Origin of the sequence: Deinococcus psychrotolerans (assembly GCF_003860465.1) — a bacterium.
In the GTDB taxonomy this organism is placed as follows: Bacteria; Deinococcota; Deinococci; order Deinococcales; family Deinococcaceae; genus Deinococcus; species Deinococcus psychrotolerans.
Genome location: NZ_CP034183.1, coordinates 1,514,782 through 1,530,711, shown reverse-complemented (window position 1 = coordinate 1,530,711; position 15,930 = coordinate 1,514,782). Strand labels below are relative to the sequence as shown.

Annotated in this window: 13 protein-coding genes; 4 read left to right on the top strand and 9 right to left on the bottom strand. The window is 62.5% G+C overall.

Going from position 1 to position 15,930, the window contains the following annotated elements:
- Positions 1–15: 15 nt before the first annotated feature.
- The 4 genes from EHF33_RS07395 to pyrE form a co-directional block, all read right to left on the bottom strand.
- Positions 16–672 carry a response regulator gene (locus tag EHF33_RS07395; RefSeq protein WP_124869479.1) on the bottom strand — a complete coding sequence of 219 codons (657 nt, stop codon included), beginning with the start codon at positions 670–672 and terminating at the stop codon, positions 16–18.
- Positions 669–1,595: a hypothetical protein gene (locus tag EHF33_RS07390; protein ID WP_124869476.1), complete on the bottom strand. Its 927-nt coding sequence runs from the start codon at positions 1,593–1,595 to the stop codon at positions 669–671. The genes EHF33_RS07395 and EHF33_RS07390 overlap by 4 nt, the downstream gene beginning before the upstream one ends.
- On the bottom strand, positions 1,592–3,313 hold the full coding sequence (locus EHF33_RS07385) for a sensor histidine kinase (protein WP_124869473.1): 1,722 nt from the start codon (positions 3,311–3,313) through the stop codon (positions 1,592–1,594). The genes EHF33_RS07390 and EHF33_RS07385 overlap by 4 nt, the downstream gene beginning before the upstream one ends.
- Before the next feature lie 83 nt (positions 3,314–3,396).
- A complete protein-coding gene (gene pyrE / locus EHF33_RS07380) occupies positions 3,397–3,978 on the bottom strand; it encodes an orotate phosphoribosyltransferase (RefSeq protein ID WP_124869469.1) in 582 nt (193 codons plus the stop codon).
- Between the two features lie 34 nt (positions 3,979–4,012).
- Between pyrE and EHF33_RS07375 the strand changes: the two genes are divergently transcribed.
- Positions 4,013–4,546, top strand: a complete 534-nt coding sequence (locus EHF33_RS07375) for a P-loop NTPase family protein (protein ID WP_241191085.1) — start codon at positions 4,013–4,015, stop codon at positions 4,544–4,546.
- A gap of 105 nt (positions 4,547–4,651) precedes the next feature.
- Here EHF33_RS07375 and ndk read toward each other — a convergent pair whose 3' ends face one another.
- On the bottom strand, positions 4,652–5,068 hold the full coding sequence (ndk, locus tag EHF33_RS07370) for a nucleoside-diphosphate kinase (protein WP_124869465.1): 417 nt from the start codon (positions 5,066–5,068) through the stop codon (positions 4,652–4,654).
- Positions 5,069–5,156: 88 nt separating this feature from the next.
- Here ndk and EHF33_RS07365 point away from each other — a divergent pair, with 88 nt between their 5' ends.
- Positions 5,157–7,160, top strand: a complete 2,004-nt coding sequence (locus tag EHF33_RS07365) for an ABC transporter permease (protein WP_124869462.1) — start codon at positions 5,157–5,159, stop codon at positions 7,158–7,160.
- Positions 7,157–8,068, top strand: a complete 912-nt coding sequence (locus EHF33_RS07360) for an ABC transporter permease (protein ID WP_124869459.1) — start codon at positions 7,157–7,159, stop codon at positions 8,066–8,068. The genes EHF33_RS07365 and EHF33_RS07360 overlap by 4 nt, the downstream gene beginning before the upstream one ends.
- Here the strand turns inward: EHF33_RS07360 and EHF33_RS07355 are convergent.
- Both EHF33_RS07355 and EHF33_RS07350 read right to left on the bottom strand, forming a co-directional pair.
- On the bottom strand, positions 8,065–10,875 hold the full coding sequence (locus EHF33_RS07355) for an EAL domain-containing protein (protein WP_124869456.1): 2,811 nt from the start codon (positions 10,873–10,875) through the stop codon (positions 8,065–8,067). The two genes, EHF33_RS07360 and EHF33_RS07355, sit on opposite strands and share 4 nt — an antisense overlap.
- A 405-nt stretch (positions 10,876–11,280) precedes the next feature.
- Positions 11,281–12,678 (bottom strand): acyl-CoA dehydrogenase family protein, encoded by a 1,398-nt coding sequence (locus EHF33_RS07350; protein ID WP_164473438.1) that lies wholly within the window; start codon positions 12,676–12,678, stop codon positions 11,281–11,283.
- Between the two features lie 99 nt (positions 12,679–12,777).
- Here EHF33_RS07350 and EHF33_RS07345 point away from each other — a divergent pair, with 99 nt between their 5' ends.
- A complete protein-coding gene (locus EHF33_RS07345) occupies positions 12,778–13,302 on the top strand; it encodes a hypothetical protein (RefSeq protein WP_124869453.1) in 525 nt (174 codons plus the stop codon).
- Between the two features lie 156 nt (positions 13,303–13,458).
- Here EHF33_RS07345 and EHF33_RS07340 read toward each other — a convergent pair whose 3' ends face one another.
- Together EHF33_RS07340 and EHF33_RS07330 are read right to left on the bottom strand one after the other, a co-directional pair.
- Positions 13,459–13,752 carry a hypothetical protein gene (locus tag EHF33_RS07340; RefSeq protein ID WP_124869451.1) on the bottom strand — a complete coding sequence of 98 codons (294 nt, stop codon included), beginning with the start codon at positions 13,750–13,752 and terminating at the stop codon, positions 13,459–13,461.
- A gap of 145 nt (positions 13,753–13,897) precedes the next feature.
- Positions 13,898–15,856 carry a heavy metal translocating P-type ATPase gene (locus tag EHF33_RS07330; protein ID WP_164473437.1) on the bottom strand — a complete coding sequence of 653 codons (1,959 nt, stop codon included), beginning with the start codon at positions 15,854–15,856 and terminating at the stop codon, positions 13,898–13,900.
- Positions 15,857–15,930 lie beyond the last annotated feature (74 nt).

The window sequence follows — 15,930 nt, the reverse complement described above, 5'->3', positions numbered from 1 at the left end:
ATCTTAAGATTTTACTCATTCCAACGTCGCTATCCCCGCCTTGAGCGCGTACAGGGCGGCTTGGGTGCGGCTTTCCAGCTCCAACTTGCCCAAAATGCGCGAAACGTGGGTTTTGACGGTGGGCTCGCCCACGCCCAACTCCCCGGCGATGGTGCGGTTGCTGTGGCCCCGCGCCATCAGTTGCAAGATCAGCACTTCGCGGGCGGTGAGGTGTTCGCGCATTTCGGGGCTGCGGAAGTCACGCACCAAGCGCTGGGCCGCTTCGGGGTGCAAGTAGACCTCGCCCCTAGCGGCGTGGTGAATGGCGGTCAGCAGCATGTCGCTGGAAGCGTCTTTGAGCAGGTAGCCGCTGGCTCCGGCCTGAATGGCAGCGTTGACTTTGTGTTCTTCTAGGGCGCTGGTCAGGGCCAAGACTTCCACTTCCGGCTGAGCGGCGCGGATTTGGCGGGTGGCCTGCACGCCGTCGAGAACGGGCATCATCAAGTCCATAATCACCACGTCGGGGCGCAGCCGGGCAGCTTCCGTCACCGCTTCCGCGCCGTTGCGGGCCTCGCCCACGATTTCCAGGCTTTCGTCGAGCGACAAAAACATCTTCAGGCCCTGGCGCACCACGTCGTGATCGTCCACCAGAAGCAGGCGAATGGTAGGGGCGTTGGGATGGGATTGGGTCATGGTGAAACTCCTTTGACAGTCAGTGAGCCGCCCGTGAGGCTGAGCGTGGCGGTGAGTTGGGGGCCGTCAGGCTGGCCCGCTTGCAGGTAGTGGCGCAACCGGGCCGAGTCCCGCCCGCTCCCAGCGGAATCAAGTTCCTGGAAACTGGGCGGCAGGTTGATGGTGGCCCCGCTGAGTTGCTTGACCGTCAAATCGGCCCGCGCCGTCAGCGGAACGCGGAGCACCAGCTGGCCGCTGACGCTGGTGGCGCTGAGGGTGCTCCGGGCGGTGCCTTCCGGCAATATCAGCTTCAAGACGCCGTCCTCGGTTTTGAACGTCAGGTCGGGCTGGCCGCTCTCCGGCAACGTGACGTTCCACTGGCCACGCGCACTGCTGAAAGTCAGTCGCTCGAGGTTGAGGCGCTGCAAGTCGAGACTGGTTTGGTCGGCGGGCTGCTGCACATTCAGGCGCAGCGGCACGTTTCTAGGCACCCTCACCTTCAAGTGCCCTGCCAAGCCGTTTTGGCCGCCGAGTTGAATCAGCAGCGGCCAGTCGCGCCAGGTGCGGCTGAGGGTCAGCGCCACTTCTTTTTGAGGTGTCTGCGCGGAGTTGGGCAGGCGGTCGCTGGGCAATTGGTTGGGCAGCGGCGCAGCGCTGAGCTTCAGATCGCCTTCGCGGCTGGCGCTCAGTTCGGCACTCAGGCCCGGCGCGTCGCTGCCGCTGAGCATCAGCGTTTGGCTGAGGTCGGGCGCGAGCGTCAGGCTCAGGCGCTCGGCGGCTCCCAGCGGCCGCTCCACGCGGGAGATCTGGGCCTCAAGCTGCTTGAGATCAACCGGCTTGAGGCTAAAGACAAAACCCACCCCCAGCAAAAAGAGCACCCCCAGCGTGACCGACAAGCGCAGCAGCGCCGCTGAGAGCGGCCACGCGGGCAAAGCCGAATTCACGCTTTGACCTGCGGGGCCCGCGCTTCTAAAGCCTGTACAGGCAAAGCCCGCACCTGCAGCGTCAGCCGCGTTCCCTGATTCGGCGCACTGTTGAGCGTTAATGCCGCGCCGATCAAAGCGGCCCGTTCGCGCATACTTTTGAGGCCCAAACTGCCTGCACGGGTCTGGGCCACATCAAAGCCCACGCCGTTGTCGCGCACCTCCAGCGTCCACGTGTCGTTGGCGGGCCCGCTGAGCAGCAGACTGAGACTGAGCTGCTCAGCTCGGGCGTGCTTGACGGCGTTGTGGGTGGCTTCCTGCGCCACGCGGTAGAGCGTGCCTTTGATGTTGATGCTCAGCGGCGGCTCAGTGGGCGCTTCAAGGTGGACTTGCAATTGGTAGCGCAGCCGCAGCATCTCGGCGAGGCGGGTCAGGGCCGGTACCAAGCCGCCTTCTTCTAGCGCGTCGGGGCGCAGGGCAAACAAGAGGGCCTTCATCTCGGCGCTGGCTCCGTCGGCGAGGCTTAGGGCAAAGTCCAGACTCTCGGCGGCTTTGGCAGGATTTTTTTCGAGCAGGGCGCGGGCGGTGCGGGTAGACAGCGACACGCCGTAGAGTGCCTGGGCCACGCTGTCGTGCAGCTCGCGGGCGAGGCGGGCGCGTTCTTGTTCGCTGCCCTGAGTCTGGGCTTGGTCAATCAGGCGGGCGGTGTGGGCGGCGCTGGCGGCCTGGTCGCTGACGGCGGCCCAAAACTGCATTTCGCGGGTGCTGGGCGAAGTGCTGTAGACGGCTTGCAGGCGGCCCAGCACTTCGCCGCGCGGCGCGAGAGCCAGCGACAAGACGTGCAGATCCCCCGTGCGCTGCAAGGTGTCGCGTCCATACTCGGCGTTGGCATTGTCGGAGTCGGTATTGGTGCCGAGGAAAGCCGGGAGCAGCGCCGCGCCCTCGCTCAACTTCAGCGGCCCGACGGTAATGTGGGCGCTCTGGGCGGTGGTGGCGGGCATAGAAAGCCGCAGCAAGCTGGTCAGCGTTTCTTCCAAGCTCCCGGCAAAGGCGACAGTGGCCGCGCCCTCGCGCAGCGCGGCGACTTCGCGCACCGCCGAGGCATTTTCGCCGTACTCGGTGAGCAGGCCGTAACTGATCAGCAGCCAGGCGCGGGTCAGCAGATTAAGACCGCTGATCCCCAGCATCACCACAAAAAAGCCGATGAGCGAGAGCAGCACGCCCGAAGCGCCTCCGAGCGTGTAGGCCTGCGCGCCCAGCACCACCGGCACATGGAGTTGTGGAAAAGTGGAAAGCAAAAAGGGCACCACTACCAAGCCCAGCCCGCCGGCGAGGGTGAGCAGCAGCCAAACGCCGCCGAGAGCCATAAACAGCAGCTTGGCCACGCTGTAGAGCAAAATTTTATAGGTGTTGGCTTCGGTCAGGCGGCAGCGCAGCCAAGGCCACCAGCCTTTTGGGCGCACGGCAGCGGGGCGGCTGAGGTTGACGCCCAAGAGAGCCGCGCCCAGCACTCTGTCGAGTTGAGCCAGCCCGCCCAGCGTCCAGCCGCCGAGCAGCAGCAGCGGCACGCCCAGCAGCAGCGGAGAGAGCGCCGCGCCCACCACTGCCGTCACCAGCGCTGTGGCCATCACCACGCTCAGCAGCGCCGCGAGGGCGAAATACAGCAGGTGGCGGTAAGTGGACGCCGCTGTGAGTTCGGCGAAGTATCCGCCACGCGGCGGAGCAGCACTGGAGATCATGCCCTCAGCTTAGGCGAGAAGGGTGCGGCGGGACGTCGTTAGAAAGGTGGAGAGGATGGAGGGCAGTGGCAAAAGGCCGGCGCTCAAATCTCTTGCAGTTCCCGCTCTTCCAGCCACGCCGGAACTTCATCCGGCGGGTAGGTTTCAAAGTACAGCTCCAGCAGCGAGGTCAGCGGATAACCGTCCAGCGGCCCCGTTTGCTTGCGGCGGTCGACGAGGCAGGCCACGCCGAGGCAGACTGCGCCGTAAGCTTCGGCGGCCCGCACCGCTTTCAGCACACTGCCGCCAGTGGTCAGCACATCTTCGACCGCCACGAATGTCTGCCCCGGCGTAACGCTGAACGCTTCACGGATTTTCATGCCGCCTTGTCCGTCTTTCTCGGCAAACAGCGCCCGTGTGCCGAGCTCTTTGGCGACTTCGTAAGCCAGCACCACGCCGCCCATCGCCGGGCCGATCACGAAATCGGGTTTAAGGTCTGCGGCCTTGAGTTTCTCCGCCAGCGCTGCGCCGAGTACGGCAGTGTGCTGGGGATACTGAAGCAAAGTGGTGGACTGCAAAAAGTAAGGTGAGTGCCGCCCCGAGGCCAGCAGGAAGCGGCCTTCGTGCAGCGCTCCGGCCTCTTTGTAGAGGGCCAGCACGTCGAGTGGGGGAGAAGATTCAGACATGGATGGAGTATAGCGGCGCGGCTAGACTGGAGCCATGCAGCCCCGAGCCAGCCAGCCCCAAGCCATGCAGTCCCGAGTCAGGCAGCGCGTGATGGTCGTCGGCAGCCCCGGCGCGGGCAAAAGCACTTTTGCACGGCAGCTCGCCCAAAGCAGCGGCTTGCCGCTGACCCACCTCGACGATCTGTACTGGCGGCCCGGTTGGGTCAGGCCGCCGCCGGAAGTGTGGCAAGTCCAGATGGGTGAGGCCGTCAGCGCCGAGCGTTGGATTTTAGACGGCAACTACGCGGGTACGCTCCACCTCCGGGCGCAGCGGGCCGACACCGCTATCGTGCTGGCTTATCCGAGGGGATTGTGCCTACGGCGGGCCATTGTGCGGGCCGTTTTCAAGCGCCGCCCCGACGCCAAGGAGCTCGGCAAAGAGCCGCTGGACTGGGCCTTTTTGCGCTTCATCTGGACATTTCCGAAACTGGGTAAGCAGCAACTTGAGCAGTTGCGGGCCGTGCCCCATTTGGAAGTGGTGGTGTTGCGGAACGATGAGCAAGCGCGGACGTTTCTGGCACGGTGTTGAGACAGAGTAGCGCTGAAACGAACCAGTGCTGAACCGAAAAAAGCCGCCCCCAATCCGGCGGGCGGCTTCTTCTCATCTGTTTCTACAGCCTACAAACGCTCTTTCTTACTTCAGCAGTTCTTCGGCTTTAAAGAACAGGCCCAGTTCGCGCTGGGCGCTTTCGGGGCTGTCGGAGCCGTGGGTCACGTTCTCGCCCGTGGTCGTGGCGAAGTCGGCGCGGATACTGCCCGGAGCGGCGTTGGCGGGGTTGGTCGCGCCCATCATGCCGCGCCAGCCTAAAATGGCGTTCTCACCTTCCAAGGCGATCGCCACCACTGGGCCGCCGGTGATGAACTCGACCAGCTCACCAAAAAAAGGGCGCTCTTTGTGTTCGGCGTAGTGGTTTTCGGCGGTTTCACGCGAAATGACCATCTGCTTGAGGCCCACCAAGCGGTAGCCTTTGCGCTGAATGCGGGCGAGAATATCGGCGGTCAGACCCCGGCGAACACCGTCGGGTTTAATCATGGCAAAAGTTCGTTCCATAGCTGGGGCAGTGTAGCAGTTGAGTGGGCGTGGGGGCCAAAGGCGGCGAATCTGACATTCGCGCTTGGTCGCCCCTTAGAATGGTGAGATGTCTGATTCTGCGCGGCCCTCACCGCTGGCAGCCCGGTTAAGCCTGATCTTTACCGGGCTGGCATTCGTCGGCTTGTTTTTGTTTCCCTACGGCACCCTCAGCCGCAATTTCAACGCCCAGTCGCTGCTCCAGCGCTTTCCCAGTGGGCTGATCAACTATGTCGGCGGCACGTTTGAAAATCTGCCGAATGTGAGCACGGCCCTGACACTCGGCTGGATAACGGTACTGGTATTGGCGGCCGCCATCTTCGCCGCCGTGCGCCGCGCCGCTTGGCTGTGGCTGGCTGGCGCGGCGGCGCTGGTGCTGGGTATCGCTGCCATCCTCATCTTTAATGCTGGCCTGGACGCGGCGGTGGCCGAGTTGGTGGCCAAGGGCGTGCGGGCCCGCCGTATTCCTTGGACATCCGGCGGCGCACATTTGGGCTTGTTCTTGCCGGTGCTGGCCGGAGCCGTCACCCTGTTCGCGGGCCTGAGCATGTATCCGCGCGCCTGGGACTTCCTTAACCGCCTACGCGGGTTGTTGGTGCCGGTCGCGGCGATTGCGCTGGCCATCGCGGTGGGCGCGGTGGTCGTGCTGATCGTGCAACCGGTGCCGAGCGGCCTAGACCGTCCTTTGGCGCTGGGCGAGCTCCTCACCGGCAAACTCGACGTGGTCTGGTACGTCTACACCACCTTATTTGCCCCTGTGACCAATGTGCAGGACTTGTTCAGCTCGCTCAAAATCGCCACGCCGCTGATTTTCGCGGGGCTGGGGGTGGCTTTCGGCTTCCGGGCGGGCCTCTTTAACATCGGCGGCCCCGGCCAACTGACCATGGGCGGCATCGGGGCCATGCTGGTGGGCGTCTACGCGCCGCTGCCCCCCGTTTTGTTGCTGCCCGCCACGGTGCTGGCCGCCGCAGCGGGCGGAGCACTCTGGGGCGCGATTCCGGGCCTGCTTAAGGCGCGGTTCGGCTCCAGCGAAGTCATCAATACCATCATGCTCAACTACATCGCCTCGGCCATCTTCATTTTCCTGATCGGCTCGTCCACGTTTCCTTTTTTGGGCAAAACCTACAACCTGCCGATTAAAGCCGAGGGCTTCGAGGCCAAGAGCAACGAGTTTCAAGCGGGGGCAAGGCTCGCTCCGATTGCCGATCTGCTGAGCTTTACACGTGGCGAAGTGACTTATTTTTCGATGGGGCCAATTCTGGCGCTGCTGGCCTTTGGCGCGATTTATTATGGGCTGCGGCAAGTTAAGGCGCGGCTGTGGATTGGGCTGGCGGCGGCGGTGGTGGTCGGTTTCCTGACTTGGAACTCCTTGGGCATTCCGATTACCAGCAGCTTTACCACCAGCCGCCTCAACACCAGCTTCCTGATCGGCTTGGTGTGCGCCGTGCTGATGGGCGTGCTGCTGTGGCGCACCTCGGCGGGCTACGCGCTGCGGGCGGTGGGCCTGAGTCCGGCGGCAGCGGAATACGGCGGCATCAGCGTCGGCAAAAATGTGATTCTGGCCATGACCTTGTCGGGCGCACTGATCGGCCTCGGCGCGACCCACTACACCATGGGCGGAGCGCTCGACGAGTACCGCCTCAAAGGCAACATGCCGGTCAACGTCGGGTTTGACGGCATCGCGGTGGCACTGATGGGCCAGAGCACGCCCGGCGGAGTGGTGGCCGCCGCCATCCTCTTCGGCACGGTGGACACCGGCGGCGTCAACGTCGACCGGGTGCTCGACAAAGTTAACAAAGACATCGTGACGGTGCTCAAGGCCCTGATCGTGCTGTTTATCGCGGCGGGAGGCTTCCTGAGCCGCCGCATCACTGACCCGCCGCCGCCCACGCTGGTTAAGGCCGCCGACGCTGGCGGCCCTGATGGGGGCGGCAAACTTTCGCCGAGTGAAGCGGCCCGCGAAGCTTCGACCCCAGTGCCCAATGTGGGCCGCAGCAGCGAAGTGATTTCTCAAGACATGCTGGGCGGCGACCCGGTGGCTGAGGAAAACCCCGATAAGGAGAGGAAGTCGTGATCGCATTCTTGGCAACGCTTTTCAGCGTCACGTTCGCCGGTATTTTTATCCGCTCCACCGTGCCGCTGCTGCTCACCGCGCTGGGCGGGCTGTACTCCGAGCGCAGCGGCGTGGTCAATATCGCCCTGGAGGGGCTGATCATCTTCGGCGCTTTGGCCGGCGCGATCATCACCAAAGAACTCGACGCGCCGCTCGGAGCCGCCGCGCCGTGGGTGGGCTGGCTCGGCGGCATGGTGGTGGGCGGCATGATCGCCTGGATTCACGCCGTCCTGAGCATCAAGTACCGCGCCGATCAGGTGATCTCCGGCACCGCCATCAACTTGCTGGCCACGGGCGTGCCGGCAGTGGTGCTGACGGCCCTCTACGACTCCAGCACCGAAAGCCCCCCGGTTGTTCACGCGCTGCCGCTGTGGGGCGTGGGCGACCTTAAATTCAGCCCGCCAGTGTATTTTGCGTTGATCGCGGTGGCCGTGACGTGGTACGTGCTTTACCGCACGCCTTACGGCCTGCGCCTGCGGGCCAGCGGCGAACATCCCGGCGCGGCGTCGAGCATGGGCGTCAATGTCAAGGCCATGCGCTACAGCGCCGTGGTTTTGTCGGGGGTGCTGGCGGGCACGGCGGGCGTCTTTCTGAGCATCGGCAACTTGGATTCCTACGTGCGCAACATCAGCGCGGGCGCGGGATTTATCGCGCTAGCGGCACTGATTTTCGGGCAGTGGAAGCCGCTGGGCGTTTTTGCGGCCACCTTACTCTTCGGCTTTTTGCAAGCACTCTCCATTCAGCTCGGCGGCGGCAATTTGTTGCCCGGCAGTCTGGTGCAGGCGCTGCCGTACCTGATCACCGTGCTGGCCCTGATCTTTACGGGCCGCAGCCGCGCTCCCAAGGCGGTAGGCAAACCGCTGGACTAAGAAGGTTTGGGCAGTGAGGTAGGGAGGGCAGGGGAGTTGCGCTGGGTTGGTGCAGCTCCCCCTTCGTTTGCCGCGCCGCCGCAACGCTGCCACAGTTTGGTGGCCTCCACGGCGCTGACGGCGGGTGAGAATAAATAGCCCTGTCCAACTTGGCAATCCAAGTCCAGCAAACTGCGGCGCTGCTCAGAGGTTTCGATGCCCTCAGCGATCACGTCGAGTTTGAGCGCTTCGGCCAATTTCAAAATGGCCTGCACGATGCCCTGACTGGCCGGATCACTTCCCAAATTTTCCACGAAACTGCGGTCGATTTTCAGGGCGGTGAGGTTAAAGCGGTGCAGCGAGGCCAGCGAAGAGTAGCCGGTGCCGAAATCGTCTACCTGAACGCCGAGCCCCAACTCTCTGAGGGCGGTGATGGTTTGAGCGGCGCTGGCGTGCAGCATGGCTCCCTCGGTGATCTCAAGATTGAGGCCGTGCGCCGCGCAGCCGCTTTTGCGAATGGCCCGCTGCACTTGCCGAATGACGTCGGATTGCTGAAACTGATGCGGCGACAAATTGACGTTGAGATGCAGGGACCGCTCGGGTTGCTGCTGCTGCCAGAGGCTGAGCTGCTGGCAGGCTTCTTCTAAGACCCACTGACCCAACGGCCAGATGAGTCCAGTTTCCTCGGCGACGCTCAAAAACTCACTGGGCTGAACGGCACCGAGTTCGGAATGCTGCCAGCGGGCCAGCGCCTCGAAGCCCAAGATCCGGTTGCTGCTCAGCTGCACCACCGGTTGATAAAACAGATGCAGTTGCCGCGCCTCGATGGCCGCGCCGAGTTCAGCTTCAATCTGCAGCCGCCGCAGGGCACGCTCATGCAAGCTGCGGTCAAACACCCGGTAAGCCGAACTGGCCCGCGTGCGTTGCCGGTGCTTGCTTTCATACATGCTGAGGTCGGCGTCGCGCAGCACGTCGCCGGTCTCAGTGTATTCGGCCCGGCCCGGCGCGATGCCGATGCTGATGCTCAGGCGCAAATCGTGGCCGCCGACTTTCAGCGGTTGCCTGAGCGCTTTGGTCAGGCGGCCGGCGAGGCGTTCGGCGTCGGGAGCATGCTGAGACAGCAAAATGGCAAATTCGTCGCCGCCCAGACGGGCCAGCAGTTCGTTCGGCGGTATGTTGGCGGCCAGCCGCTCGGCAAGCGCCCGCAGCAAGTCGTCGCCGATTCGGTGGCCTAAGCTGTCGTTGATGACCTTAAAGCGGTCGACATCCAAAAATAAAACGGCGTAATTGGTGTTGCCTGTTTGTTGGGCTTCTTCCAAGCAGGCTTGCAGGCGGCCTTCAAACAAACTGCGGTTGGCCAGCCCCGTCAGCGAATCGTGACGCGCTTCGTAGGCCAGCTGCTGCTCGATGTGGTGGCGTTCGCTGATGTCGCGGGAAGTCGATTGCCACTGACCGTCTCCAGACTGTACCGGGGCGCTGCTGGTTTCAAACCAGATCCAGTGGCCTTGCTGGTGGCGCAGCCGCAGCCGCAACAGATCAAATTGCGGCGACGGCGTTTGCAAAATGGCATTCTTGATTTTTTCGTGATCGTCAGGATGCACAAACTCATCGGGGAACTGTCCCAAAATGTCTTCGGGCAGGTAACCCAGCAGCGCGGTGACAGACGGACTGACATAGGTGAGTTGGCCTTCCCGGGCGTGTAAGCACACCAAGTCGGTCATGCTCTCGGCCAGCAGCCGGTAGCGGGATTCGCTCAGGCTTACGGCTGAGAGCAGTTGCGCACGCTCCAGCGCTTGCCCCACTTGAGCGGCGACCTCGTCCATCAGTTCCAAATCGCGCTGATGCAGGGTCACGCCGTCGACGCTCTCGACGTTCAGCGTCCCCACCACTTTTCCGTGTGCCCGCAGCGGCACCGTTACCTCGCTGGTGATGTTGTCGATGGCTCCCACAAAGGCGGCTTCGAGCCGCACGTCTTCGATCAGTTCGCCCTTGCCGGTGCGGATGACTCGGCCGACCACGCCCATAGACACCGGGATGCGGGGCAGCACAGTGTCATAGCCGATTTGGTGTTGCAGCACCAAGCAGGGTTCGGGTAAAGCTGCGGGGTCTAGTAAATAAATGCTGACTTGGGTATACCCAAACGCCGCGATGATGGCCGTGTTCACCGCCCGAATAAGGCTGTCTACACTGACCTCGCGGCTCAGGGCATTGCGGACTTGGTGCAGCAGCGCCAACTCGCTGGCTTGCCGGGTAATCTGCGCGTACAGGTACTGGTCGTGTTGGCGGGCTTTCCTGATTTTCACGTCCAGCCGCACCCGCCTCAGAGCGCTGCTCAGGTGTTGGCTGAGAATTTGCATCAAGCGCAAATCTTCTTCGCCCAGCACGAAGTCGGTGGTTTCGATGTTGAGCAGGCCCGCGACCTGCTGACCGTCAAACAGCGGCAAGCACAGTTGACTGATTACTTTGGGGTGGTAGACCTGATAATCGGCGTCTTGACTGACGTCCTGAACCAAGGCGGCCTGGGCACTGCGGGCGACACGGCCAATGATGCCGAAATCGGTGGAATAGATCACTCCCTCCGTGTCGTAGCCGAGGCTGACTTGGGGCTTGATCTGCTCGTCTTCAACCAGCGCGATGCTCACCAGCGGATACCCGACGACTTGCTGAATGGCGGCGGTCACCTCGTGAAACAAGCTCGGCAAATCCGGCGCTCCCGTCAGCGTTTCCCGAACCCTGTCCAGCAGCAGCAGCGCCCGCTTGTGCTGCTCCAGCTCAGAGCCGAAGCGCTGGGCCGCAGCTTGCTGAGGGGTTGGTTGGCTCGGCTTCATTTCTAAACAGTATGCCAGCCGCGACTCACATTTTCATGACTCCAATTCGTTAACGAAATCCAGCGAAAGAGTGAGCACCGTAATCAAAGTAATTTTGGTGGAAAGGGGTTACTTGGAGAGCAGCTGAGAAAAACTTGATGCTGAAAATTTACAGCCTTCTGTCAGCAACAATTTGAGATCACTTTTGAATTGAAGCATCGCTTTTTAGAGTAGTTGGAGAAAATTAACTCAAATCTACTTTTATTCTCGGGTCTTTTTGAAGCCTGACTCTTTTATTATTTTTGGTGGGGCCGATAAAAAATGCGCGGCGATACATAAGGAGCTGACTGCTCCACCTTATCGCCGCGCTGATTTAAGGAGGATCGTTATCGACCTATTTCCAGGCGTAATTCAAACCCATTTCGTTTAGACGAACGCGCTCAGTCCCGTCACGGCCCGTCCGACCACCAAGGTATTGATTTCATTGGTGCCCTCGTAACTGTAAATGGCTTCAGCGTCGGCAAAGTGCTTGGCCACGCCATTTTCCAACAAAATACCGTTGCCGCCAAAGACTTCGCGGGCTGCCGCTACCGTTTCGCGGCACCGGGCAGCGGTAAAGACTTTGGCGAGAGCGGCGTGTTCGTCATGCATCAAATCGTGATCGGCCATGTACGAAAGGCGCAGACACATGGTAAACATGCTGGTGACGTTGCCGAGCATGTGCACCAAGTGGTTTTGAATCAGTTGAAATTCGCCGATGCGCTTGCCAAATTGCCGGCGGTCTTGGCTGTACTTGACGGCCAATTCGTACGCGCCCATCGCGCAGCCCACGCCCTGCCACGCCACGCCCGCACGGGTCAGGCGCAGCACGTCGGCGGTGGTGCGCCAACCTTTGACTTCTTGCAGGCGATCGGAGTCGGGCACGCGGCAATCGGTGAGCGTGATCAAACCGTTTTCCACGATTCTCAGCGCCGTTTTGCCCTGAATTTTATCTACGTTGTACCCCGGCGTTCCGGCCCGCACGATAAAGCCGCGCACTTCATTGCTCTCCTCGTCGCGTGCCCAGATCACCGTGAAGTCGGAAAAGGTGGAGTTGCCGATCCACTTTTTCTGGCCGCTCAGCACCCACGCATCGCCGTCGCGGCGGCAGGTGGTGCGCATGCCCTGACTCACCTGCGAGCCGCCTTCAGGTTCGGTCAGGCCAAACGCGCCGATGGCCTTCAAGTCCAGCATCTTGGGAAGCCACTCGGCTTTTTGCTCGGCGCTGCCGCCCAGCGCCACTGAGGCAAATGCCAGCCCAGCGTGAACGCCAAAAAAGACGGCGGTGGACACGTCTACTTTGCAGGCCTCCAAAGTAATCAGCCCTTCCATGACGGTGGCGTCGGCCTTGCGGGTACCGTCTTCGTTCCAGACCTTTCTCAGCAAGTCCAGCGGGCGCATCGCGTCGATCATCTGGCGCGGAAATTCGTCGCGGTTCCAGTATTCGTTCATGATTGGGGCCACTTCAGCGTGCATAAACTCGCGCACTTGCAGGGCCACGCCGCGTTGTTCGTCGGTCACGGTGTCCAGCAGGCCGAAGAAATCGCCGTCAGGCACGGGCAATTCGCGCTTCTTGTGCTCCTGCGCCTTGCCTCCCACGCCCAGAGCTTTGCTGAGCTGGCCAAGCTGCTTGTCGTCCATCTTGGCCGCCGCGTTGAGCAGCCCCGCCAGATCAATCTTGCTGGCGAGTGCGCCGAGCTTGCTCATATCGAGCTGGGAAAGAAGTTGCGTCAAATCGCCGCCCTGAACGGTGCCAACCTGAACTGGCTCTGCTGCTTTGGTCATGCTCTCTATTGTGCCTCAGGGAAAATATTTAGACTGAGTCTAAAAATACTGATCCATTGAGTGACTCTTAACGCGCTGGTGGAGCGCTAGCATCGGGCAGTGACTTCGCCGCACCTCCCCAGTCTGCTGCGTCCCACCGAGCCGCTACTCAGCAAACCGGCAGGTTACCTCGGGCTGGCGACTTACAGCAGCCTCAGCCAATTCTGGCGCTACCTAGCGGCGGCGTCGCGGGCGGGGTGCGAAGTGAGCTTGGTGCGCGGCGACAGCGAAAAGGCTTGCCGGCGGCGGATTGCCGGGCACACCTTAGAAGGCGCGGCGCTGCTGCTCGATCAAGCGCGGCTCTTGGAAGCGCTGGAAGACGGCCTAGACCCACATCCGGCGCTGATCGCCTTGTTGGGCGGCGACAACTTGCCCCTGCGCGAGTTGCTCAACGCCCATTACACGCTGCGCCTGAATTTCGTGCTGGCGTTTACCCGCAGCCGCGATTTGATCGTGCGCCCAGAGTTCAAGTTTGTGCCGAAGGTAGGCGAGAAAGCGCTCCTGCCTACCGACTTGCCGCTGGCGACGCGCCGACTGGGCCGCGACGAAATCCGCTTTCTGCTCGACCGGGCCTGCGGGCTGTGACATTGGGCGGTGTTCTCGGAGTGACACTTTCCAGATGCAGCCAAAAACGCCCAGTCCCTCAGCTTCTGCTCTGGGGCTGGGCGTTCAAGGTGCTGGAGAGTGCAGGCTGATTTCAACCCAAAAGAAAGCTGGTCAGAAGAAAGCGGCGCTGACGGCTCAGTTTTCGCCCAGCTTGGGCTTGCCTGCGTCCCCATTGGGGTCAGTGGTGGCTCCGCTGGGCGTCATCCCGTCTTTGAGGCTGCCGTAGGTCACGGATTTTTCGGGAATGCTGCCTGCCTCGGGTTCGGGCGCGGGACTGGTCGGCACCGTCTCGGTTTTGACGTTCACACCGCCGTCTTCTACCTTGTTCCAGACTTCCTGCGAAGCGGATTCAGGGATGGTGTTGCGCTCCACGCCTTTTTCGGCTTGGGCTTCTTTGCTTGGAATGCTGCTCGGTTTGCCTTCTCCCATGTGCTCACGCTCCTGCTGAACGACCGGCGTTCCGCTGCTGAATGGCTGGTTTGACTGCTGAGTCTTCAGCTTATCTCAGCTCTCCCAGCGCCGCCGCCCCCAAACTTGAGCATTGCTTCACGTCCTGTCTACTGCTTCACAGTGCTCACAGTCGGTGACGCAGCAGCCGCAGCCCCATGAACACCACGAAAACGGTGCCGCCCTCGTGCGCGACCACACCCAGCGGCAGGGGAATGTGTCCGGCCACCGCCAGCGGCGCGATGATCAAAATGACTCCGAAGGCAAAGGCCAGATTGAGAATCACGGTGCGGCGAGCGTCTTTGGCCAGCTTGACCGCGCCCGCCAGCTTGCCCAGATCGTTTTTCATCAGCACCACGTCGGCGCTCTCGATGGCCACGTCGGTGCCGCTGGCCACCGCGATGCCCAGATCGGCGCGGGCCAGAGCGGGAGCGTCGTTCACGCCGTCGCCGACCATCGCCAGTGGGCCGGTCAACTCGCCCATGATCCGCAGCTTGTCTTCAGGCAGCAGCTCGGCACGGTATTCGGTCAGGCCAATTTGGTGGGCCACGGCCTGCGCCACTTCCGATTTGTCGCCGGTCAGCATCACCTGATGCTCCACGCCCGCTGCCCGCAGACCCGCGATGGCCTCGGTAATGCCGGGGCGCAGGGTATCGGACACGCCCATCACGGCCATCACGCGGCTTCCCACGCCCACGATCACGGTGCTGCTGCCCTCGGTGTTCAGCTCGCGCAGGGCGGCGGCCTGAGCGGGCGTCAGGCTGGCTCCCTCCCGCTCCATCAAGCGGAGGTTTCCGGCCCAGACTTTGTCAACACTGCCCTCCTTAACACCGCCCTGCCTAACACTGTCCAGCTCGGCCTCAATGCCCATGCCGGGGATGGCCTGCGCGTTCCTGACGGCGGCGAACGAGACGTTCTGCGCCCGCGCCGCCGTCACCACGGCCTGCGCAATCGGGTGTTCGCTGTGGCTTTCCAGCCCGGCGGCCAGAGCCAGCGCCCCCGTTTCATCGTCGGCCACTATGCGGGCCACCGTCATTTTCGCCTGGGTCAGGGTGCCGGTCTTGTCGAAGGCGACGGTGTTGACGCGGGCCAGGGTGTCCATCGCCGCGCTGCTCTTGAACAGCACCCCGCCGCGTGCCGCCGCCGCCATAGCGCTGAGCATCACGGCGGGCGTGCTGATGACTACCGCGCAGGGGCTGGCCACCACCATAAAGGTCATGGCGCGGTACCAAGAGGTGTCTACTCCCAGGTTAAACCCGTAGCGTAGCAGCACGAACACCAGCGGCACCAGTACCAGCACCACTGTGGCGTACGGGCTTTCCCAGCGCTCGGTCATGGTTTCGGTGCGGCTCTTGGCGGTCTGGGCCTGCTCCATCAGCGCCACCAGCTTGGCCAGTGTGCTGTCTCCCGCGGGGCGAATCACTTCTGCTTCCACGCTGCCGTTGAGGTTGACCGTGCCGGAAGCGAGTTCTGCGCCCACAGCCTTGTCAATTGGCAAGCTCTCGCCGGTGATGGGAGACTCGTCCACCGCCGTCTGTCCCAGCGTCACGCGGGCGTCGGCGGCAATTCGCTCGCCGGGCTTGATGATTAGCACGTCACCAATTTGAATGTCTCCCAGTTCGCACCAGCGTTCGCGTCCGTCACGGCGCAGGGTGGCTCCCGCCGGATTCAGATCCATCAGGGCGCTGATGGCGTGCTTGGTGCGGCCCATCGCCCAGTCCTGGAGAGTGTTGCTGAGGCTGAACAAAAACAGCAAAATCGCGCCGTCCGCCGCTTGCCCGATGCTCGCCGCGCCCAGAGCGGCCACCACCATCAGCAAGTCCACGTCCAGCTTTTTTTCCACGAACAAGCTGTGCAGCGCCTCGCGCCCGGCAGGAATGCCCCCGGCCAGGTAAGCGACGACGTAGCCGACCCACATGATGATCGGCTGCTTGAGAAGGTATTGCCCCGCCACGCCCACCAGCAGGCCCACCAAGGTCAGGCCAGTCATCAGGACGGCAAAACGCAATTCGGGCGAAAGGTTGAAGCGGGGTTGACGTGCCGGGGCGGCAAAACGGTTTGGTGTCGCAGTGTTGGGGGTGGTCATGGAGCCTCCTGTCAGAGAATCCCTAATAGAAACGATTCCCAATAAGGCAACTCTACTCGCCTACCCTTTCAAAC